Annotated in this window: 28 protein-coding genes (1 of these 28 running past the window's edge); 1 reads left to right on the forward strand and 27 read right to left on the reverse strand. The window is 56.8% G+C overall.

Annotation, left to right across the window (positions count from 1 at the left end; all coding sequences use genetic code 11):
- The 16 genes from SLIT_RS15265 to SLIT_RS09545 form a co-directional block, all read right to left on the reverse strand.
- A protein-coding gene (locus SLIT_RS15265; protein ID WP_013030015.1) for a hypothetical protein crosses the window boundary here: on the reverse strand, window positions 1-253 show its beginning. Its footprint begins 323 nt before the window's first position; only the first 253 of its 576 coding nucleotides appear in the window; its start codon is at window positions 251-253; its stop codon lies off the left edge, out of view.
- Window positions 250-810, reverse strand: a complete 561-nt coding sequence (locus SLIT_RS09475) for a transglycosylase SLT domain-containing protein (protein ID WP_190272126.1) — start codon at window positions 808-810, stop codon at window positions 250-252. Before SLIT_RS09475 ends, SLIT_RS15265 begins: the two co-directional genes overlap by 4 nt.
- A gap of 50 nt (window positions 811-860) precedes the next feature.
- Window positions 861-1,178 (reverse strand): ubiquitination-like system serine protease family protein, encoded by a 318-nt coding sequence (locus tag SLIT_RS09480; RefSeq protein WP_013030017.1) that lies wholly within the window; start codon window positions 1,176-1,178, stop codon window positions 861-863.
- A complete protein-coding gene (locus SLIT_RS09485; RefSeq protein WP_013030018.1) occupies window positions 1,175-1,438 on the reverse strand; it encodes a putative holin in 264 nt (87 codons plus the stop codon). Before SLIT_RS09485 ends, SLIT_RS09480 begins: the two co-directional genes overlap by 4 nt.
- Window positions 1,439-1,441: 3 nt before the next feature.
- On the reverse strand, window positions 1,442-1,651 hold the full coding sequence (locus tag SLIT_RS09490; protein ID WP_013030019.1) for a hypothetical protein: 210 nt from the start codon (window positions 1,649-1,651) through the stop codon (window positions 1,442-1,444).
- Window positions 1,652-1,653: 2 nt separating this feature from the next.
- Window positions 1,654-2,130, reverse strand: coding sequence for a hypothetical protein (locus tag SLIT_RS09495; protein ID WP_013030020.1), 477 nt, complete (start codon window positions 2,128-2,130; stop codon window positions 1,654-1,656).
- A complete protein-coding gene (locus tag SLIT_RS09500) occupies window positions 2,123-2,416 on the reverse strand; it encodes a hypothetical protein (RefSeq protein ID WP_013030021.1) in 294 nt (97 codons plus the stop codon). Before SLIT_RS09500 ends, SLIT_RS09495 begins: the two co-directional genes overlap by 8 nt.
- Before the next feature lie 65 nt (window positions 2,417-2,481).
- The gene (locus SLIT_RS15270) at window positions 2,482-2,919 is read right to left on the reverse strand and encodes a hypothetical protein (protein WP_013030022.1); all 438 of its coding nucleotides are present in this window, start codon (window positions 2,917-2,919) and stop codon (window positions 2,482-2,484) included.
- Between the two features lie 9 nt (window positions 2,920-2,928).
- Entirely contained in the window at window positions 2,929-4,260 is a 1,332-nt protein-coding gene (locus SLIT_RS15275) for a gp53-like domain-containing protein (RefSeq protein ID WP_049870983.1), read from the reverse strand.
- Between the two features lie 66 nt (window positions 4,261-4,326).
- Window positions 4,327-5,004, reverse strand: coding sequence for a UCP028438 family phage-derived protein (locus SLIT_RS09515; RefSeq protein ID WP_013030024.1), 678 nt, complete (start codon window positions 5,002-5,004; stop codon window positions 4,327-4,329).
- A gap of 4 nt (window positions 5,005-5,008) precedes the next feature.
- A complete protein-coding gene (locus SLIT_RS09520) occupies window positions 5,009-6,130 on the reverse strand; it encodes a baseplate J/gp47 family protein (RefSeq protein WP_013030025.1) in 1,122 nt (373 codons plus the stop codon).
- A 1-nt stretch (window position 6,131) separates the two neighbouring features.
- Entirely contained in the window at window positions 6,132-6,527 is a 396-nt protein-coding gene (locus SLIT_RS09525; protein ID WP_013030026.1) for a hypothetical protein, read from the reverse strand.
- Window positions 6,527-7,114, reverse strand: coding sequence for a phage baseplate assembly protein V (locus tag SLIT_RS09530; RefSeq protein ID WP_013030027.1), 588 nt, complete (start codon window positions 7,112-7,114; stop codon window positions 6,527-6,529). Before SLIT_RS09530 ends, SLIT_RS09525 begins: the two co-directional genes overlap by 1 nt.
- The gene (locus SLIT_RS09535) at window positions 7,111-8,118 is read right to left on the reverse strand and encodes a hypothetical protein (RefSeq protein ID WP_150102987.1); all 1,008 of its coding nucleotides are present in this window, start codon (window positions 8,116-8,118) and stop codon (window positions 7,111-7,113) included. Before SLIT_RS09535 ends, SLIT_RS09530 begins: the two co-directional genes overlap by 4 nt.
- Window positions 8,119-8,228: 110 nt before the next feature.
- Window positions 8,229-9,014, reverse strand: coding sequence for a hypothetical protein (locus SLIT_RS09540; protein ID WP_013030029.1), 786 nt, complete (start codon window positions 9,012-9,014; stop codon window positions 8,229-8,231).
- Between the two features lie 2 nt (window positions 9,015-9,016).
- Complete coding sequence (locus SLIT_RS09545) at window positions 9,017-10,780, reverse strand: phage tail tape measure protein (protein ID WP_041420836.1); 1,764 nt, start codon at window positions 10,778-10,780, stop codon at window positions 9,017-9,019.
- Between the two features lie 58 nt (window positions 10,781-10,838).
- Here SLIT_RS09545 and SLIT_RS15960 point away from each other — a divergent pair, with 58 nt between their 5' ends.
- Window positions 10,839-11,090, forward strand: coding sequence for a hypothetical protein (locus SLIT_RS15960; RefSeq protein WP_150102988.1), 252 nt, complete (start codon window positions 10,839-10,841; stop codon window positions 11,088-11,090).
- Here SLIT_RS15960 and SLIT_RS09550 read toward each other — a convergent pair.
- The 11 genes from SLIT_RS09550 to SLIT_RS15965 form a co-directional block, all read right to left on the reverse strand.
- Complete coding sequence (locus SLIT_RS09550; RefSeq protein WP_013030031.1) at window positions 11,054-11,557, reverse strand: HK97-gp10 family putative phage morphogenesis protein; 504 nt, start codon at window positions 11,555-11,557, stop codon at window positions 11,054-11,056. The genes SLIT_RS15960 and SLIT_RS09550 overlap by 37 nt on opposite strands.
- Before the next feature lie 159 nt (window positions 11,558-11,716).
- Window positions 11,717-12,085: a hypothetical protein gene (locus SLIT_RS09555; protein ID WP_013030033.1), complete on the reverse strand. Its 369-nt coding sequence runs from the start codon at window positions 12,083-12,085 to the stop codon at window positions 11,717-11,719.
- Between the two features lie 3 nt (window positions 12,086-12,088).
- Window positions 12,089-12,520, reverse strand: a complete 432-nt coding sequence (locus SLIT_RS09560) for a hypothetical protein (protein WP_013030034.1) — start codon at window positions 12,518-12,520, stop codon at window positions 12,089-12,091.
- A gap of 58 nt (window positions 12,521-12,578) precedes the next feature.
- Complete coding sequence (locus tag SLIT_RS09565) at window positions 12,579-14,114, reverse strand: phage tail protein (RefSeq protein ID WP_013030035.1); 1,536 nt, start codon at window positions 14,112-14,114, stop codon at window positions 12,579-12,581.
- A 64-nt stretch (window positions 14,115-14,178) separates the two neighbouring features.
- Entirely contained in the window at window positions 14,179-14,331 is a 153-nt protein-coding gene (locus tag SLIT_RS16110; protein ID WP_013030036.1) for a hypothetical protein, read from the reverse strand.
- Between the two features lie 12 nt (window positions 14,332-14,343).
- Complete coding sequence (locus SLIT_RS09570) at window positions 14,344-15,216, reverse strand: hypothetical protein (protein ID WP_013030037.1); 873 nt, start codon at window positions 15,214-15,216, stop codon at window positions 14,344-14,346.
- Entirely contained in the window at window positions 15,209-15,403 is a 195-nt protein-coding gene (locus SLIT_RS09575) for a hypothetical protein (protein ID WP_041420837.1), read from the reverse strand. Before SLIT_RS09575 ends, SLIT_RS09570 begins: the two co-directional genes overlap by 8 nt.
- 2 nt (window positions 15,404-15,405) lie before the next feature.
- Window positions 15,406-15,756 carry a hypothetical protein gene (locus tag SLIT_RS09580; RefSeq protein ID WP_013030038.1) on the reverse strand — a complete coding sequence of 117 codons (351 nt, stop codon included), beginning with the start codon at window positions 15,754-15,756 and terminating at the stop codon, window positions 15,406-15,408.
- A gap of 3 nt (window positions 15,757-15,759) precedes the next feature.
- Window positions 15,760-16,608 (reverse strand): hypothetical protein, encoded by an 849-nt coding sequence (locus tag SLIT_RS09585; protein WP_150102989.1) that lies wholly within the window; start codon window positions 16,606-16,608, stop codon window positions 15,760-15,762.
- 91 nt (window positions 16,609-16,699) lie between these two features.
- A complete protein-coding gene (locus tag SLIT_RS09590; RefSeq protein WP_013030040.1) occupies window positions 16,700-16,969 on the reverse strand; it encodes a spike base protein, RCAP_Rcc01079 family in 270 nt (89 codons plus the stop codon).
- Complete coding sequence (locus SLIT_RS15965; RefSeq protein WP_013030041.1) at window positions 16,966-17,199, reverse strand: hypothetical protein; 234 nt, start codon at window positions 17,197-17,199, stop codon at window positions 16,966-16,968. Before SLIT_RS15965 ends, SLIT_RS09590 begins: the two co-directional genes overlap by 4 nt.
- Window positions 17,200-17,244 lie beyond the last annotated feature (45 nt).

Here is a 17,244-nt window from a genome sequence, read left to right on the forward strand (position 1 = left end):
CCGATGGCGGAAGGTCAAGATTTTGCTTGGCTGCCTGTTCATAGACGATGACCGGCTTGCAAGAAAGTGCCGTTTTTGGCACGTCTGTCACTTGCGAGGCAGTCTTTGCTGGCTGCCACTGTCCAACGGGTGCGGGCTTCGGTGTAGCGACCCACCAGATGATCGCGCAGAAGATCAGCGACGCGGCAATCTCGAGCTTCGCGCGCAGCGATAGCCCGCTGGCAGCCGCGACGACTTCTTGTTCGGTTGTCATGGCTTCACGCCCTCGCATGTGTAGGTTCCCCAGCCCTCGTAATGCGGCTGGCGGTCAAATATGATCTTTCGCGGGTAGAGCCTAGATGCGGCGAAGTTGGCCGCGCTCTGCCGTGTCTTAACGGTTTCTGCGCCTTGAAACCACTGGCCGCGAATAGTCGCCCGACTTTGCGAATCCTGAACGTAGCCGAGGCCGCCGTTGTAGGCAGTCAGTGCGGCTGCACGCCGGTTGCAGTCATCGACGGCTTGGACACGCTGGCCAAGCCATATGTTGTAGCGGACAAGCGCGCGGATCGCCCATGTCGGGTTCATGGGTGCCGGCTTCCCTAATTCGGGATAAGTGCGCACGATGTCGCCGGCCGTGGCATCCATGAACTGCGCCAATCCCTTGCCACCGTCCCATGCTGTGATGCCAGCTTTCCACCCGGATTCTTGCTCGATCTGTGCGGCGTACATCGGCACAGGTGCAGACAGCCCGTTCACGAAATGTGCCTCGCGCGTCAGGATGCCGCGGTATTGCTTGGCGGCTGCGGGCTGGCCAGCGAAGGCCGGAAACATGCAACTTGCGCAAAATAGCAAACTGCACAGTGCTTGAGCGATGGCCCTGTTCATTTGATTTCGCCGTTGGTGATGAAGCCGTGCCAATTTCCGCTTGCGCTTGCATCAATCGACGGCGTGACCGTCAGCGTGTTGAAGTCATTACCTTCGAATCGCCATGCGCAATCTGGCGTTGTCAGCACGACGCTCTTGCCAACCCATTCGGTTTTTGTTCTTGGGTCCATGTGATCGCCCCACACCAGCCGTTGCTGGTCGCGTGTCGACATCGCTACGCGCTTGCATGTCAGCCAATCCTTGCCACCCGTGGGGTTGCGGAATATGAATACGTCTGGCGTCAACCAGTGCGGCTCAAGATCGACCAGCCTCATAGCCCGAACGCCATACCAATAATCGCAGCTGCAACGATGATTGCCCGAGCCAGTACGCGCGGGACGTATTTGTCGTCGTGGTTGTACCGCCCGAACAGGTGCCGGTCGATCCAGTAGCCCAAGAACGCGCCACTGGTGATGTGGCCCGCTTTCCACAGACCGGTTTCGATCTGTGGTTGTTGGACATACAGCGCACCAGCGTAGAAGCAGGCGGCCAGCAGAAACCACTGGAACATGCGGGAGTAGTCTTTATCGTTCATGGTTTAAGTCCCTAGTTTTTTGCCAACGCCGCCACCGATCAGCAACGACCCAACGCCAAGGCCGTAGGCTTTCAGGTCGAATGCTTTCCCTGTCAGCGTGCAGTAAATCTCCAAGCCAAGCCCAACGATGACGGCGATACACCACCAAACGTATGCAGGCTCCAAGGTGATGTTGTCGTCGCCTGTGATGAGTTCGAGTAGTTTTTTCAGCATGGCTAAACCTGTTCGTGGTGGATGATCTCGACGTCGGAAAACTTGTAGCCTTCCTTGCCGTAGCGCTGCGCCAGCCAAACAGGCTCCGGCAATGCGTGCACACCCTCATCCTTGCCGATGTGGTGCGCCTTACAGAGCAACCGGCCGTTCACGTTCATGTCGTCCACGAAGGTGTAAGGATCCTTCTCATCGAAGCTGCCCCATCCGAAGTTCGGAAAGTCCTTGCGAATCTGCGAACCCTCCGACCAGTCCACCATTTCGGCGAATGAACGTTCGATGGGGTAATGATGTGCCTCGATGGGATGGCCGGTCTCTTCGGCTGTGCAGCCACAGATGTAACAGCGACCACCATCGCGCTCGATCAGGTGCTTGCGGGTCTTTTCGAATAGTGCGGTGGCTTTGCGCGGATCGTGGCCAGGGATGAACACATCGACCGAGAGCGTGTTCTTCTCTTCGTGGGTTTGGGTTACGTCACTCATGGTGCCGCCTTTCCACGCCGACAGCCTGCTCAAGCCTGTCGAATCGCTCATTCAGGTAAAGTTTGAAGTTGTCGAACAGACCCGTTATTTCATGCTTCGGGTTGTAGTTTCGGGCGATGTCTATTTCCAGTGCCGCGAGCTTTTTTGCATCCTCATCGTGCTTGAGGAAGAGTTCCTTGATCATCTCTTCCTGCTTGGCATCCTTGTTCGCCAGAAGCCATCCGATAGCGCCTGTGAGTAGGCCCAGCACAAAAAGCCCAACGATTGTCCATTCTGCAAAGCCCATGCTTTCCCTTTCAGCAATAAAAAACCCGCTCAAGGCGGGTGGATGGTTGGTGATGTTGTTATTGGTTAAGTGTTTGCCGGATAAGGCGGCTTCGTCGGCAGTGATGTCGGGATCGTCTTAGGCTGTGCCTGCGTCAAAATGGCACGCAAATCCTTGCGATACTGCATGAACGCCACAACATCGGCAGTGGTCGCCGTAGTCGCCCCGAGCGAGATGGCCTCGGAGATACGAGCGACAGTTGTGTCGGTGGCAAGCAATGCACCCTTTGCGCCTGCCTGATAGGCAGACCACGCTTGGGCAGATATTTGTGCAGATGTGGGTGCAGGAGCAGCCACCAGCGCGCCATTCTGCACATAAGGCGTATTCAGCCGGTTGTCCCATTGTGCCTGAGTGAGTTGCAGCAGATTTGCTGCTGGAACCAGTTTGCAGGCTGGCGTCATGTCGTCATACCAGCCAGTGACAGGCGTTGGCTGTGTTGCTGTCGAATCAAATGATGCGTACATTTCTTCTCCTTATTTTCCGATAGCAAACCAGTAATAGTTGCCACTAGTCGCCGCTTGCGTACTCGAATTGTATGAGCTACCGGTGTAGGAAGCTGCCGATATTGCCGATACGCCCCCGATGATCGTTCCTGCCTGCCCGGTCAGGTATACGCCATAGCATGCCGTCGGGAATGCTACGGGGAATGTGATAACCGTCGACGTAATTAAGTTAGCCACGCCCCATTTAAGGATTAAGCCACCCGGTAACGTCATTGATCCCGCTGTGCCCAATACAAGATTCGTTGTGAACTGCCCCAGATTGACCGCATGCGCTGCCGCTGTTGCTGCTGCGACGCTGAATAACTGAGTCGACAGACCAGCAAGGGCGGCATAGCGGGCATCTCCCTGTGCCTGCGTCAACAAAGCGCTGACCTGACTAAGTACATTCGTGCCATCGCAGAAAAGCGGCAGACAATACCCCTGCGGAACGACGACGCCAGTTCCTGCGGCGGTCTTGACCGTTACCTGAAATGCGCCGCTGGTCACGTTATTGATGATGCGCTGGCGCGAACTTGCAGGCACGATCAGGTTGATGTTGCCGGTCAGTGCGCCGTTGATCGTGATGATCGGGAACGCTGCCTCTTGTGCCGTCAGCGTTACGTCAGTATTGCCCGCCACGCTCTTGGTGTAGATCGCATGCGCCACGTTACTGGCAAGACCATCGGACGGAACAAGGGAAGCCCCGGTGTATTGGACGATGTTTGCAGCAGTGATGGTTGCCTGACCATTGGCCACGGTGACTACGGCGAGGCCGATATTGCCCGCATCCGGTGCTGGCGTGGTTTGCGATCCTGTAGTGGCAGCAGCGCCAGCCTTGACCGTAACAACGCACGCATCGGTGCGCTGGGTAGCCTGCGGCGTACCGCTGTTGGCTGGGCCAGACCATGCAACGGACGGGTTGCTGCTGTTGTAGTAAGGCAGCGCGACGGCGCCTGTGTCGGTTTCGCTGAATGCCGCCTGAATCAGATAGTTGATCGACTGGCCGACCGTTCCCGGTGCGGGGCAGCTTAACAATGCCACATCGAGCAGAATGCCCTGCTTCAGCACCTGGTGCGTGGTGTCGGCAGCGATCGAACCGTAAGAAGTCGGGTCGATATATTGCAGTTGGTAGATTTCGCCTGGGTTGACGTTCACGTTCAGCGACGCGGGGCCGGTCGGGACGACACCCAGGCCATTGACCACACCATTGACGCCCAACGCAGCAGCGGCCAGCTTGCAGATCGCCACCATCGCGTTCTTGTTGGTGTTCAGCAGGTCAGTGTCTTGCGGAATCTGTCCTGGGTAAACTATCTGTCTGTTCAAAATTGCCCCCAAAATAAAAAGCCACCCGAAGGTGGCTTGTTGAAAAATAGAATCTGTCGGCTGATCTTATGGGCTTGTGCCCACCCATACCGTCGTACCTGCGGGTCTGACGGCTTCTACGGCGTTGTAGATCGCCTGCTGCGCGACGCTTTCCTGTGCATTGGCTAGGCTGGTGTATTCAGCGCGCGACGCCGTGTTGTACGCGCCTGTCGGTATGCCATAGCCTGCCACCAGCGGAATGCCTGCAGTCGATGGCAGGTACGCCTGCACCAACGCTTGATATGGCATCTGCAGCGATCCGTAACCGCCGGCCGTGTTGTAGGCCAGCCCCATCGCCCCAACGCCTGCGCCACCGTATGCGCCCGTGTCGGCCGGTCTGGCCGGTTCGAAAATGACCGGCGCGCGACCTGTCAGTCGCAGCAGCGTGTAATAAATGGCGTTCCGAGTGCCGTGTTCGACAAACAGCGACGACCGGATGCGGGCGCGGTATTGGTCGTCGAATTCATTGGCCAGCCGTGGCAGTCCGGTACCGAAGAAGTCGGAAGCCGCGATGTCCAACCATACCCCGGATGCCGTCGCGATTCGCATCTGCAACTGGACGTACTGATACATCGAATACAGCCACGAAAGCATCGCAGCGAAACCAGACATGACCGCGCCAATCGTTGACGACGTGCCGAACCAACGGGAAGGCAGCGCAGCGTTCAGCCTGCCCAGCATGTCATTTGTATCGCCTGTTGCCATGTTCTTAGCTCACTGTGATGGTGCCAGCGATGATTCGCTGCTTTGCACTTGCCGCAAGGTCAGCCGTTCCGCTGTTCAAGGTGACCGATGTCACGTTGGTAATGGTCGGCGATGCGTCGTAGGCCAATTGGGCAAGTTTGGTATAGGGCAGCGACGCGCCGATGCCCAGCGTGGCGATGTAAGCCGCGATGGCTGCCTGTACCAGCACCGCGTCGGCTGCGTGGTTGGTACTGGTGACAGTCAGCGCGATCGTGGCCGTTTCCAGCACAGGGCCATAGACACCGAACGTCACCGTGAAGGCGCGCACGGCATCGATCGCGTTGTTGATCGAGGTCAGCAGGGCAGAAGGCGGATTGCCGCTGCCGTCATCCACCACGGTGTAAAAGTAGCCAGGCTGCGCGGCGCCGGCATAGTTGAAGTTCTCGGTCAGCGTAAAGGTCAGCCCTTGCTGCACACTGGAAATGGCGTTGGCAATCGCGTTCCGTGTCGCTTTTGACAGGCTACCGATGTAGGAAACAAAGCGCGCCCGGAAGGCAGTGTCAGTTTCGGCATCCAGACCATTCACGAACGGGTTGGCATTCGTCACCGTGTCGATACCGGGAATCGATCCGGTCAGCTGTTTGCACAGACCGGCCAGTACGTTGCCTACTGAACCCAGCGTGGTGCACTGTACTGGCACAGATATTGAAACCGTAAGCGCCGGCACGTTGTAGCCATTTAGCGTGGCGCTGTAATTCGGGTTTGTGGTGTCCACCGTCACGGCGAACACTTCGGGCGATGAATCGCTGGTCTGGATCTGTGTGCCGACCGGGATAAAGGCGGCAAATGTTGAATTGAAGCGCGAGAACGTGACTTGTCCGGTCGCATAGGTCGCGGCCAGCCGGTAGAAGGCATAGTCAGCCGCCCAGCTGTCGAGGTCTGTGCCCGTTGACGTCGCAGCCCGCGTGATAGCCAGAATCTGCAACAGCAGCCCCTGAAACCACAGCGACACCGTGGCGTTGCTTTCCACGATAGACCGCAGAATCGAACCGATGGCGAAGTCAATCAGCTGCTGCACGCGGCTTTGGATTGCCGCTACCTGGTCGCTGACTAGCTGATTGAATGTCTTGGTATTAAGTGTCGCCATGTTATTGGGTCACGTTGAAGGATAGGACTTGCGGGGTATTGGTCGTCGAGTCGACATACTGAATGTTGCAACTGATGCCCTGATCGACCTGCTGCACGTCGATTTGCGGTTCAGGTGTTCTGGCAACGCAGGATTCCATCAACATCTGTCCGCGAATCCGCGCCCGAATCTTGGACGGGTCGTACAGGTCACCGACGTACTGCGGCAAGCCAGCGCCATAGTCGGGGTGCTGGGCATAATCGCCGGGCGTGATTGAACCGTCTGCATTGATCGCCTGCGGGTTCGTCAGCAGCCTGCGCAGGATCCGTTGCTGGTTGCGCACGGTGCCATCGACGGTCGCAAGGTCGCCCGACGATCCGGCGCCGATGTCGTTACCCCAAAGGTGGAAGATGTCCATTATTCAGCCTGTACGATTGAGGTTTGCGTGTTGGCCGCTGGCGTTGATGTTGGAACGCCCGTATTTGCGCCGCCGTTTCCATTCGAGTGCACATGGTTTTGCGCCCAGGTTGAAAAGGCTGAGTTCAGCAGTTTCAACAATGCAGTTCCGGCGTTCTGTAGGTTGATGCCGGGCGCTTTCACGGTCAGCGTGCCATTGCTGGTCAGTTCCGTCGTACCGTCATTGTGGAATTTCAGCAGCGACCCGCTTTTGTGCACCAGCCAGAATTCGCCGGCCGGAACAGACAACGGCCGCGATGCGTCCGTGAACTGGCGCAGCCCGACGATGCCTGCGTTGATGTCGTCCTCTTGAAAATTAACCTGCACCAAGTCGCCAGGCGTGGGCGGCATGAACATCCCCCATCCGTTACCGACCCAAGGCGATGCAACCGGAAGCCATCCGGATTCGTAGCCCTCGGGTTGCAGCATCACCTTGGCGCAGTAGTTGGTCTGGTCATAGCTGCTGACAACCGCAAGCAGCATCGAAACCTTGCTGCCGCTTTCCATCATGGCCTGCAGGCGCATGGCGTTCAACAGCGGCTGCATCATATTGTCACCTGCGTTTGGGGCGATTGATTCTTGGCCGTCACTTCCATGCTGTAGCCGCCATCGAATGACATGCTGCGCCGCACATGGTCGGGGTAATACGTCTGGTCGTATGCGGTGTTGGTTCCGTTAACTTTGATGATATTGCGCGTTGTCAATAAGTTGTCAGCTGGCATTGATGCCGATAGATTGACTTCGTGCCTGACGATTTCGTGATACAGCGCCTGTGCCTTCTGCAGCGCTTTTTCTGGCGTCAGATTGGCGAACCGATAACTGAACTTCTGCGCGTTTGCGCCCGCGGTTTTCGGATAAATCGCCGTGATTGGCTTTCCGTGCTGGTTTAACGATTGCACGGTGACCTGTATTCCCTTGGCCAGCGTCAGCCCGCGTCTGAAACGCAGCGTAGACCCATTAAAGTTCAAAGGCGCATCGCCCCATTGGAATACATAGGGGTCTGAATTCAGATCAGGCATCGGCTCGAAGTGCAATTCGCGCCCCAGCATGTAGACCACGAACTGTTCCTGCTGTGCCAGAAAAGTCAGCAAGTCCCATTCGCTGCGCGCCACATGTAGATGGGCGTGCGCCAGTTCATAGTATTTGCCTGCCTTCATGATTGTTTTCGTCACTACCGGCGTCAGGCCGTATTTTGTGGCCAGCATGATGGCGATGTCAGACGCTGTGCGGTTGACGTACACATTGGTCGTCTTGGCATCGATCATCTTGGCGGTCAGATCGCGGCCGTGCAGATGTATGGTTCTCCCATCCTTTGATTCTTCCACTTCGTCGGCGAAGCCATATATCCAGCTTTGCAATTCCGATGCGTAGAAGTTGTCCGGATCAGCAGGGAAACCACCGAATATCTCGACGCTGATTTCCTGCTGCAGCGCAAACCAATCAATGCCGCGGTCCGCTGGCAATGCGCTGACGGCAAAGCTGACCTCGAAGCGGTCGGCCTGATAAAAGTTGTTGTTGTCGACGTGCCATTCGACCCAACCATCCACGCGCATGGGCGAACTGCCAACATTCACCGAACTGTCGCTATTGAACGTGCTGCCGCCGATCTTGACGACGCCGCGCGGCTGGCGAACTGCCGACGCTTGCCCGGGATCGTTCAGCATTACTTACCCATCCCCAAGTTGCGCCACATGCGGCCAGTGACCGACTGCAAGTTCAGCAGCTGCGATAGCTGGTTGGCTGCGATGGCTGAATTGGTGATTTTTGCCGCCTGCAGGGTGACGTTCGAACCGGGCAGCAAACCGCCCAGCGTGCCGATGTTTCCGGCTGTGCTACCTACCGAACCGATAAGCGTGTTTACGCGGCCCTGCACGGCCAGCACGGGGCCGGTGACGCTGTTGATCGCAGCGGTGCTGGCACTGGCGAAGCTGCTAACCGCCTTGATTGCCGTGTCCAGCGTGGTCAACAGGCCCGTCAGCGGACCGTCGCCAATCTTCTGGCCAGCGGCCAGCGCCTTGGTGATGTCGTCGCGCATCACGTCGTCAAGGCTTGGGGATGGTGTCGCCATGATCGGCTGCGATAAGTCCTGCACCACTAGGCAGCTGATGGTGTAGGGCATCTTGTAGAAGCGTTCAAAGTCGGCGTCGAAGCTCTCGACCACGACCAGATAGGCCAATTCCGACCAGGTAAGCACGCATTGCTTACCCGATTTGCGCAGCCAATCCAGATAGCGGGCGCGTGGCAGCGCACTTTGGCCCAACAGCATCCCCGACCACTGCAGCGGCTTGTCGTCCGGTCCCATCGCATCGACTGAACGACGGCCGCCGACCAGTTTGTGCACGGTCAGCGCCTGTTTTCCGCCGAATGGGATTTTCTGCGGCACTTCGGCGTAAGTGAAATAGAAGTCGTCGCCGCCCTGGACAGCAAGATGAACAACGGTATCGACCATCCTTAACCTCTAAATCCTGCACCGACCGGGCGCTGCATCATGCTGCCGTCAAAGCCAGATGTGCCGCCTGTCGGGCGACCAGCTGCGCGGGCCTGATGGCCTGACACGATTTCCCCGACCTTTTTGCCGTCCATGTAGACGGCGCTGTTGCCGGCGCTTGAAAATGACCTGCCCGACCGGACAGTTTTCGATTCCTGATCGAGCGCGTCCTGTGCTTCCTTGTTGCCAAGCAACGCCAGCAACCACGCGATGTTGTGTCCGCCACGGTCTTTGTGGGCATCCGACAGGTTGTCGTGGATCACTGAACCGACTGCGTATCCTGCCCCCAGCGCAGCGGCAGCCCCGCCCAAATATCGAAGGGCTGCCGCGCTTCTGCCTAGCGATGCGGCAACGCCACCGGCACCGCCAAATTCCAATGCCACACCCAGCAGTTTGATGCCGCTGCCCAAGACCATCAGCGGGCCGCTGACCATCATGGCAACGGACAGGCCGGCGATGCTGTAAACCAGATTCTTCAAGCCGTCCGGATGCTTTCCTATCCATTCGCCCATCTGCTTTACCAGCGGGATGGCTTGCTCGAGTGCGGCCTTCAATAACGGCAGCGCTGCCGTGCCGAATTCCAGTTCCAGCTGGTTGACCTTCGCCTGCAGGTCGATCTGTTGGCCGACCGTCGAACCCTTACCCTGCGCATACAGGGCATTCATGCCCATAGCGTTCTGCGCCTGCGCCATGTAGTTGCCGATCTGGCCGCGCTCAAGGTAAAGCTGCGCCAGAAAGTCGGCGGCGTTCCGGTTGCTGGCCATCTGGTTGATGATCGGCAGCACCTTGTTGGTGTTGTTGATGTCCACGCCCTTGGCTGCCAGCTTCGGCAGCAGCACGGTATTCAGCCACGCCAGCGGGTTGTCGATCATCAGCTGCGACTGCGCCAGCGCGCCAGGTGCCACCTTGGTGATGTGGCCGGTCGTGCCGTATTTGATCTGATGCGGATCCAGCAGGCCATATTTGGCCATCTGTTCGGCGACCTGCTGCGTCGTTCTGCCGGCGACCAAGTTCTGATAAGCCGACATCATCTGTTGGCCGGATCGCTGGCCGCCCTTTTCCTGCATGATGTGGCCCAGCGCGAACATGAAGTCGTCGTTCACGCTCTTGCCGGCGACACCACCTGTTTTCATCATGGCCAGAAAGTCGGACGGCTTGACCATGCCACCGGATGCCGCATAGTTCTTCACGAACAGGTCGGCCATGCGATCTAGCTTTTCGCTGGTGAAGTTGCGCATCAGGCCGCGCATTTCCATCACCTTCACGATGTCGGCGAACTGCTTCTCTGCACCCGCGCCGTGGCCTTCGCCCTTTCCCTGCCCCGACATATAGGCTTCCATGCCGAAGCGCATGCGCGCCAGCACAGGGGCCAATTCTGCCGTGTGTTTCATGTCGCCGGTAATGGCCTGCGTTTCAGTCACCAAGCGCAGCGCTTCCAGCTGGGTCGTGCCGGCCGTGCTTTTGGCGATGGCTTGCGCTTGCGCTGCCAGTGATGCCGTCGAACCGCCCCCGAACTTGTTGTCCAGGTTCAACGCTTTCAGACGGTTCATCTGCTGTTCGTAGCGCACAGCCTCATTCGTGGCCGCTTTCAGCGTCATCGCCAGCCCGAAACCTGCGCCGGTTGTCAGCGCGCCAGCCTTGAAAAGACGGCCGATACGGTCCAGTTTGTTCTGTAATTCGCCTGCCTGGGTGTTGGCTTTGACCAGATGCCTTGTCAAAATGCCCATGACACCGCTAAACTCGTCCTTAATCCTGAGTTTTACGGCTACTTCGTAGGCATCAAACATGGCTCGGTTCTCTTTCTCTTTTAGGCTGCGTGACTGGCTGGCAGATCGTGTCCGCGGTATTCAATATCCGCGCCAACAATACATGCCGCAAAGCACCCAACGGCCGTTTTTCCGCTATCAGATGCCACTGTGGCAGCGCATTGCGGCGTTGCAGCTTGGCCTATTCACCACTTTGGCCGGACTGCTTCTGTCGGCTGCCGGCCTATTTGTGGCTTACGTTTTCGTTAAAGCGCTTTTTTCCATTTCATAGAACGCCTCGATGCTGGGCTGTCCGCCGATCGATGCGGCTGCCGTCTTTCCGATGATCCTGTGCACCTTGTCGCGGCTGTCATAAGCTGCTGGGCCTAAGAATGGCCGCGGCGGGATGTGTTCTGTGCCGAATTCCTGATACTTGGCCACCGGGTCTTTGCTTCCGATGATGGCTTCCAATGCGTTGTGTTCGGTCACGATGGTGTCGCGCATGTCGCCAGTGCGTAGCAAGGGTGCATCCAGCGGGAAGCCTTTGCGCGCCTTGTCTGCTTCGGTGCTGTCGGCAAGTGGTTCCCATGCCGGAAAGGGTCCGGTTTCTGCCTGGTATTCGCCGATCCGGTCTTGTGCGTCTTTCTGCACCACCTTGGCGGCAAAACCCATCGCGGTTTCCAGATTGACAACCAGCCGAACGTTGTCAGCGACCAGCATTTCAGCAAGTCCGCCGAAGCTATCCAGCACCTTATTCATCTTTTTCCCATTTCAGGCGGTCGATGTTGAACTTGTTACCTTCGAAGCGGCTGAAGTTGATAGCCATCGCCTCGCGGAAAATGTCGTCCATTTCAAAGGCCGCATCGAACGGAACGCCATTTTTAACGAGCCAGCAAACTTCGAAAAAAACGTCGTTCCTTAGGATTTTTTTAAGTCTGCCTCGGCCTTTTTCTCGTCCTCGGAGTTTTCGCCGAATTTCTCATCGATGCCGGTCATTATGGCCGCGTAGCCGTGGGCATCCAGGCGCGTCAGTAGTGCATCGACTTCGCGCGGGGTCGTTGGTGTGGTCACTGCGTCATCGTCGATAGCCGCAACAAACAGAAGCGGGCTGACCATTGAAATGTAGGCGGACGGCACGTTGCCCAGCATCTTGACCATGTTGAATTGCGCCAGAAAATGCGGTTTTTTCAGCTTGATCTTGCGGCCTTTGGCATCTTCCACCGTATGTTCAGCGGCTGCCGTCGCTTTCATGGCATCGGATGGTTTGTTAAGTGTGAGGTTTGCCATGTGTTAAACCACCGTCTTTTTGCGGGATGCCTCAAAGCTGACTTTGATTTTCACCGAAGCATCGCCCTTCCAGTCGCCCGCATCATCCAGCGACATAATCACATGCTCGTATCGGTACTGCGACGTGCTGCCATCCGGATTACTGATGGTTTCCAGAATCGTCGCCGGGATCTCGCTGATGCCCGCGAAGTAGTTGGCCTCGAGTTGTACGAAATAATCCTCGACCAAGCTGTCCGCCCGTTCCACTTCGAAGCTGCCAGACCAGCCATCGAAGAAGCGCAGCGTGTCGGTCACGCCGTCCAGGCGTTTGACCTTCTGCTTGCTGGTTTCCTGCTTTGTGTTAAAGCCGGTGATTTTGTTGATCGTGAGCGGCCCGTTCGACGTAGTGACGGCAAGGCTGACGTCGCGGCCAATGGAATATCCGTTTTGTGGCATGTTGCGCCTCCAAATAGAAGCAGCCGCACAAGGCGGCCGCTATGGGGTTAAGGTTGGATTACTGCTTGAGGTTGATTTGAACGGACTGGCCGCCTTCCAGATTGATCAGGAAGTCGAACACCACGGACAGGTATTTCACCTGCACATCGGCCTGCAGATAGCCAAGCGCCACACGGTTCGATGGGTTGTTGTTCGCGTCGATCTGCACGGCAAACGCTGGGCCGCCGTTCACGTCGCCGATCATGCCGGCCTGTTCCAGATTGGACAGGAAGGCATCCATCGAACCTTTGGCAGTCTTGCGCAGATCGGTGGTTTGCAGTGCACCGACCACCCAGCCAAACGATTGCGCCAGCGTCATGCCCAAGTAGTTGGTCATGCGGGTGTAGTTGTCGCCGTTCGTTGCCGAATTGCTGCTGGAGTTGCGTCCGGTCTGTGCGCCGTAGTAATTGCCGCCTGGGCATGGATTGCTAATCAGATCCAGACGGGCTGCGACGACACCTGCGATGTCGGCGTTGCTGTATGGCTGGTTTGCATTCACGCGCTGCGTGCCGGTGATGCCAGCGATGGGTTTGTTCAGGGTCGAAAGGTGCGGGCCTTGGCTGGCACATCTGGCAGCGGCGAAAGTGGCCGGCGCCATCATGCGGGACTGGCCGTTCACGTTGTCCTGCCAGTATTCCCAATCGCCAACCAGAATCTTGCAGCCGTAGCTGTCCACGCCTGCCGTGTTCAGACTGGTCCCAACTGTCGAATACGATGCACCGGCTGGGCCTTGCCCGAAGTAGTACATGCCCTCGCCCAAAACGAAAGTGTTGATTGCCGTCCATTGGGTCTGATCGGTCACGTCGACCAAGTTCAGCACTTGCGCACCTGTTCCGCGCAATGCGTACATGCCGGTGCGTGCGGTGCCATCTGTGCCAACCAAGACCGAATCGGTCAGGGTTGTGGTGCCATCTGTGCCGCTGGCCAGCGTGTAGGTCGTGACAACGTTCGGGGCTGCTGTGCCAACGCCAATGCTGGCGACAACCAACTGGGAAGGTCCGCGCGTGCCGGATTGGCCGTTGTTCACGGCAGAAACCAAGTTCTGCCAGAAGGTCGCGCCAGTTCCTGCGATGTTGTCGAACACCTCTGGCGCATAACCCGGAAGTGTTACGGTCAGCTTGAAGGTGCTTTGTTTTGTGCCGGCTGTGATGCCTGCCGTAATCGTGTTGCCGACCGTGCCGGTATAGATACCCGCTACAGACGCGCCTATGGCTGGCGTGGCGTTGGTGTCCATCAGGTTGACGGTGGCCGCGCTGTCGGTGCCGTCCGTTACGCGAACAACACGCTGGTTGTATGCGCCGACTTGGAAGCCGATGGCGATAGCCGACGCAAGATCATATTTGCGAACCTGCTGCACACCATATAAGCGCTGCGCATCAGAAGGTGAGCCGATGACCATTGGGCTGTTTTTTGGCCCCCAAGAGGCGATGCCTACTTGAGCATAGATGTCTGTCGGCACGCCGTTGATATAGCGATTCTTCGGCGGGACGATCTGCGGATAGACGCCCGGCGCCTGCAGTGCCGTTGCATTGAGTTGCCCTAGCTGGAAAAGCATGTTTTTGCCTCCTGAAAAAGAAAAAGGCCGCGTGCAGCGGCCTTCGTGTGGTTAAGTGAAACGGTTATGCGGCGACTTTGTGGCAGTGATGGGCGTTTTCGCCAGCCAGCACCTTATCGATGGTTGGCTGGTCGGTGATGCGGTCACCGCGCTGGTAGTCGCCGAAGGGCAATACCACCACCAAGACGTAAGCGGGTGTTTGGTCGTTTTTGGCCATGTCTGATGTCCTTTATTGGTTGATTGTGAAAGTGCTGATCGGGGCTGTCGCTCCGGTTGGCTGGATACTGAAGTTTTCCTGTACTGCAATGATTTGCGTGTCGATTTCGGTCTGCGTCGTCGCGTATTCGACGGTGTACAACAGGTCTCTTCGATACAACCCGACCTTCTGGTTGTTATCAGTGATGGGACTGCTTTTATAAATCAGACGCGCAGCGGTGCCATCTGCCAACATAATGAATTGTGTAACGGCAAGAACAGGATCGAACGCAGCAACGATCGCGTCACGATGAACTGACGTATCGCTCCAGGTAACAAGCTGAAAAACACGCTCCTGTCTGCGTATCTCACGGATACTGGTACCTGTCGTCCCCACTCTGGCATGGCTGATATGTGCAGCAGTCGGCAGCGTAATGACTGCGCCTGCGCTGCTTGCCCCGGTGAAATCTACGGCAACCAATGCAGCAAGTGCGGTTGCGATGCTGTTCAACGTATCCGTCGGTTGTACCGAATAGACATAGTTCTTGGTGCCAACTCCCAGCGCCAGGTTGTGTGTCGAGAATGGCGAAGGCATCGCGCCACCTACCGTTACCTGTTGGCCGTTGATTGCCAGTGTCAACGTAGCGGGAACAATCGACAGCGTTTCCCACTTCTTCGGATAGCGTGTTGTGTTGCGCTCGCTGGGGGTCGGGAATACCGACACGTGCGCCTTGCCTATTTTCAGGTCGGCATCCAGCTGAGCTGGAATCGGCCATCCGGCATACACCACGCAAGGAACATTTGCGACCGGGCTCGGCGGATTCACTCCAACTGGGATGCCAGCCGGATAGAGCGTCTGCGCAATCAGTGTAACTAGCGCGTTTTCAACATCTGAAAGATCAGCCATTTGTCACTTTTCCAATCAGTTCGACTTCTGGATTTGGAAATGTGATTTTTGCTTCTGCACCGCCGCAAGCATCAACATGCCATTCGATGGCCGTGATACAACCTGTAATACGGTTGCCGTCCACATCAAATACCTTCATTCCTTGTGGAGTTCCGTCGCTGATTATCTTGATTTGCTTGTTTGACATGCTTAAGTCTCCAGGCGCTCGCACACGCAACTGTGACCCAACGAATTCCAGTAAGGCCCGATTACCTGATACCGCTGCCCTAGATCGTCAGTAATGACATCACGCATCAGAATCGTGCCAAGAGCTACCGCTTGCAGTGGAATAAACACCTTCCAGAGCGTCTTTCCGGCATCAGCTGGCAGATTTGCGTCAGGCTTTCCACGCTCTTTTGCCAATTGAATGTTGGCTGGTACAGGAGTCGCGACAACCGGCGTTTCTGTCGATTGTTGCTCACCGCCATAGGCAACAGCACCAACGCCAGTTGGCTGTGTTGGTCTGGTGACCATCACAGCCCGTGGATATAGAAAACTCATGATTTATGCGAATGCTCGAGCGCGGAACGGCTGCAGCATCGCCTTCACGTCATCTGACAATACCGACGCAGAAAACTGCTCAATGCCGGTGTCGCCAGCCTTCAGGTTCTTGACGTTGCCGATCTGCGGATTTTGTTGAAGTGCGGTGATGATCTGCGCGCAGGCCAGTTTTACATCTGCTGGCAGATTCGAATACAGATACCCGGCGACATAACGCACACGGATCTCGCTGTAGTACGCCAACATGATGCCGGCAGGTACCCAAAGCTGTCCGGTATACGGTTCCACGCCAGCCGCTGTGTTCGCCGGCCAGATTTCCCATGCTGGCGGGCCGCCGAACTTGTTCAAGCTGGCCAAGAGATTGAAGTTGTCGGTATTGGTCGCACCGGCTTCGCCGCGGCGTCCATAACCATAGCGTCCGGTACCGCCGACAATACGCATCACTGGCGTAAAGCCAAGCGTCACTTCGCTGCGATTTTTCGGCAGGTACTTGCGCTCAGTGATGAGCAAGCCAGTCTCAATCTTGCAGCCAGAGTTATGCGCGAATTGCACGCCGCTAGGCACGTTCGCCGAAGTGCTACCCAGCGTAATCTTGCCATTTGGCTGATCAATGCTGGTGACCTGAACAGTTTCAGTGACAGATGTATTCGCCCGATCCAATACGACGCAATCGCCAATCTGAAGTGCGCCAATTGGGCCAGTCACTGGAATAGAGAGTCCATTGCCCGGACCGAACGATGCAGTGGCGGTGAGCGTGAACTCAGGATCCTGCGCGGTCATGAAGCACGGATTGCCAACACTATCTGCGGTGTAAAGCAATCCGGACGAGCGCCGCAGATAAGCGTCGATCAAGACGCTGGCTTGCGCTATTTGTGCCGCAGTCGCTGTGGGAACGCCATAATTCGCCAGATCGCCGCTTTGAAGATAAGCGGATGCTGGCATTTTAGTAAGTCAGGCCGTTCATGTTGGTCGCTGTCGTACCGGTGGCATAAACTTTGGTCACTGCTATTTTTAGCAGCGTCCCAGCGGGAACGGCGGTGAATGTCACGCCAGTTTGACCGTTTGCCATATCAACCTTCACGTTGCCGGCGCCGCCAACCCACAAACCATCGTAAGCCACAGCAGCGGTGTCGCTTGTCGTAACAGCGGCAGCACCTGTGTAGTTCTCGCCAACAGCCTGAAGTTCAGCGGTCTTCGGATAGGTCTTATTCACGCCACTTTCCTTTCAATAACGATGATCGGACTCGATTGCGCCAGTTCTTTGTCGAGCATGTATTGCCCAAGGTTGTCGGCTACTTCTGCGCGCCCATAACGAAATTCGACCGCAAACATCCTCGGTTTGCCGTTTTCATCCATCCAGGCCGAGTTTGGATATTCCCTGCCAGGCTGAACAAATACATTGTGAGTAGGCTTGCCGTCGTAGTGCGGAAGGTAGATTTTCATAGAGACGCGATTGAGATAACGGACATAAAAAAAGCCGCCCCAGAA

The organism is Sideroxydans lithotrophicus ES-1 (assembly GCF_000025705.1).
GTDB lineage: Bacteria > Pseudomonadota > Gammaproteobacteria > Burkholderiales > Gallionellaceae > Sideroxyarcus > Sideroxyarcus lithotrophicus.

Bases quoted from the DNA above. Each gene is read 5' to 3' on its own strand.
- SLIT_RS09475 (WP_190272126.1), bottom strand. From the start codon at position 810: ATGTTTCCGGCCTTCGCTGGCCAGCCCGCAGCCGCCAAGCAATACCGC.
- SLIT_RS09480 (WP_013030017.1), bottom strand. From the start codon at position 1,178: ATGAGGCTGGTCGATCTTGAGCCGCACTGGTTGACGCCAGACGTATTC.
- SLIT_RS09485 (WP_013030018.1), bottom strand. From the start codon at position 1,438: ATGAACGATAAAGACTACTCCCGCATGTTCCAGTGGTTTCTGCTGGCC.
- SLIT_RS09490 (WP_013030019.1), bottom strand. From the start codon at position 1,651: ATGCTGAAAAAACTACTCGAACTCATCACAGGCGACGACAACATCACC.
- SLIT_RS09495 (WP_013030020.1), bottom strand. From the start codon at position 2,130: ATGAGTGACGTAACCCAAACCCACGAAGAGAAGAACACGCTCTCGGTC.
- SLIT_RS09500 (WP_013030021.1), bottom strand. From the start codon at position 2,416: ATGGGCTTTGCAGAATGGACAATCGTTGGGCTTTTTGTGCTGGGCCTA.
- SLIT_RS15270 (WP_013030022.1), bottom strand. From the start codon at position 2,919: ATGTACGCATCATTTGATTCGACAGCAACACAGCCAACGCCTGTCACT.
- SLIT_RS09515 (WP_013030024.1), bottom strand. From the start codon at position 5,004: ATGGCAACAGGCGATACAAATGACATGCTGGGCAGGCTGAACGCTGCG.
- SLIT_RS09520 (WP_013030025.1), bottom strand. From the start codon at position 6,130: ATGGCGACACTTAATACCAAGACATTCAATCAGCTAGTCAGCGACCAG.
- SLIT_RS09525 (WP_013030026.1), bottom strand. From the start codon at position 6,527: ATGGACATCTTCCACCTTTGGGGTAACGACATCGGCGCCGGATCGTCG.
- SLIT_RS09530 (WP_013030027.1), bottom strand. From the start codon at position 7,114: ATGATGCAGCCGCTGTTGAACGCCATGCGCCTGCAGGCCATGATGGAA.
- SLIT_RS09535 (WP_150102987.1), bottom strand. From the start codon at position 8,118: ATGCGCGTGGATGGTTGGGTCGAATGGCACGTCGACAACAACAACTTT.
- SLIT_RS09540 (WP_013030029.1), bottom strand. From the start codon at position 9,014: ATGGTCGATACCGTTGTTCATCTTGCTGTCCAGGGCGGCGACGACTTC.
- SLIT_RS09545 (WP_041420836.1), bottom strand. From the start codon at position 10,780: ATGGGCATTTTGACAAGGCATCTGGTCAAAGCCAACACCCAGGCAGGC.
- SLIT_RS15960 (WP_150102988.1), top strand. From the start codon at position 10,839: ATGGCTCGGTTCTCTTTCTCTTTTAGGCTGCGTGACTGGCTGGCAGAT.
- SLIT_RS09550 (WP_013030031.1), bottom strand. From the start codon at position 11,557: ATGAATAAGGTGCTGGATAGCTTCGGCGGACTTGCTGAAATGCTGGTC.
- SLIT_RS09555 (WP_013030033.1), bottom strand. From the start codon at position 12,085: ATGGCAAACCTCACACTTAACAAACCATCCGATGCCATGAAAGCGACG.
- SLIT_RS09560 (WP_013030034.1), bottom strand. From the start codon at position 12,520: ATGCCACAAAACGGATATTCCATTGGCCGCGACGTCAGCCTTGCCGTC.
- SLIT_RS09565 (WP_013030035.1), bottom strand. From the start codon at position 14,114: ATGCTTTTCCAGCTAGGGCAACTCAATGCAACGGCACTGCAGGCGCCG.
- SLIT_RS16110 (WP_013030036.1), bottom strand. From the start codon at position 14,331: ATGGCCAAAAACGACCAAACACCCGCTTACGTCTTGGTGGTGGTATTG.
- SLIT_RS09570 (WP_013030037.1), bottom strand. From the start codon at position 15,216: ATGGCTGATCTTTCAGATGTTGAAAACGCGCTAGTTACACTGATTGCG.
- SLIT_RS09575 (WP_041420837.1), bottom strand. From the start codon at position 15,403: ATGTCAAACAAGCAAATCAAGATAATCAGCGACGGAACTCCACAAGGA.
- SLIT_RS09580 (WP_013030038.1), bottom strand. From the start codon at position 15,756: ATGAGTTTTCTATATCCACGGGCTGTGATGGTCACCAGACCAACACAG.
- SLIT_RS15965 (WP_013030041.1), bottom strand. From the start codon at position 17,199: ATGAAAATCTACCTTCCGCACTACGACGGCAAGCCTACTCACAATGTA.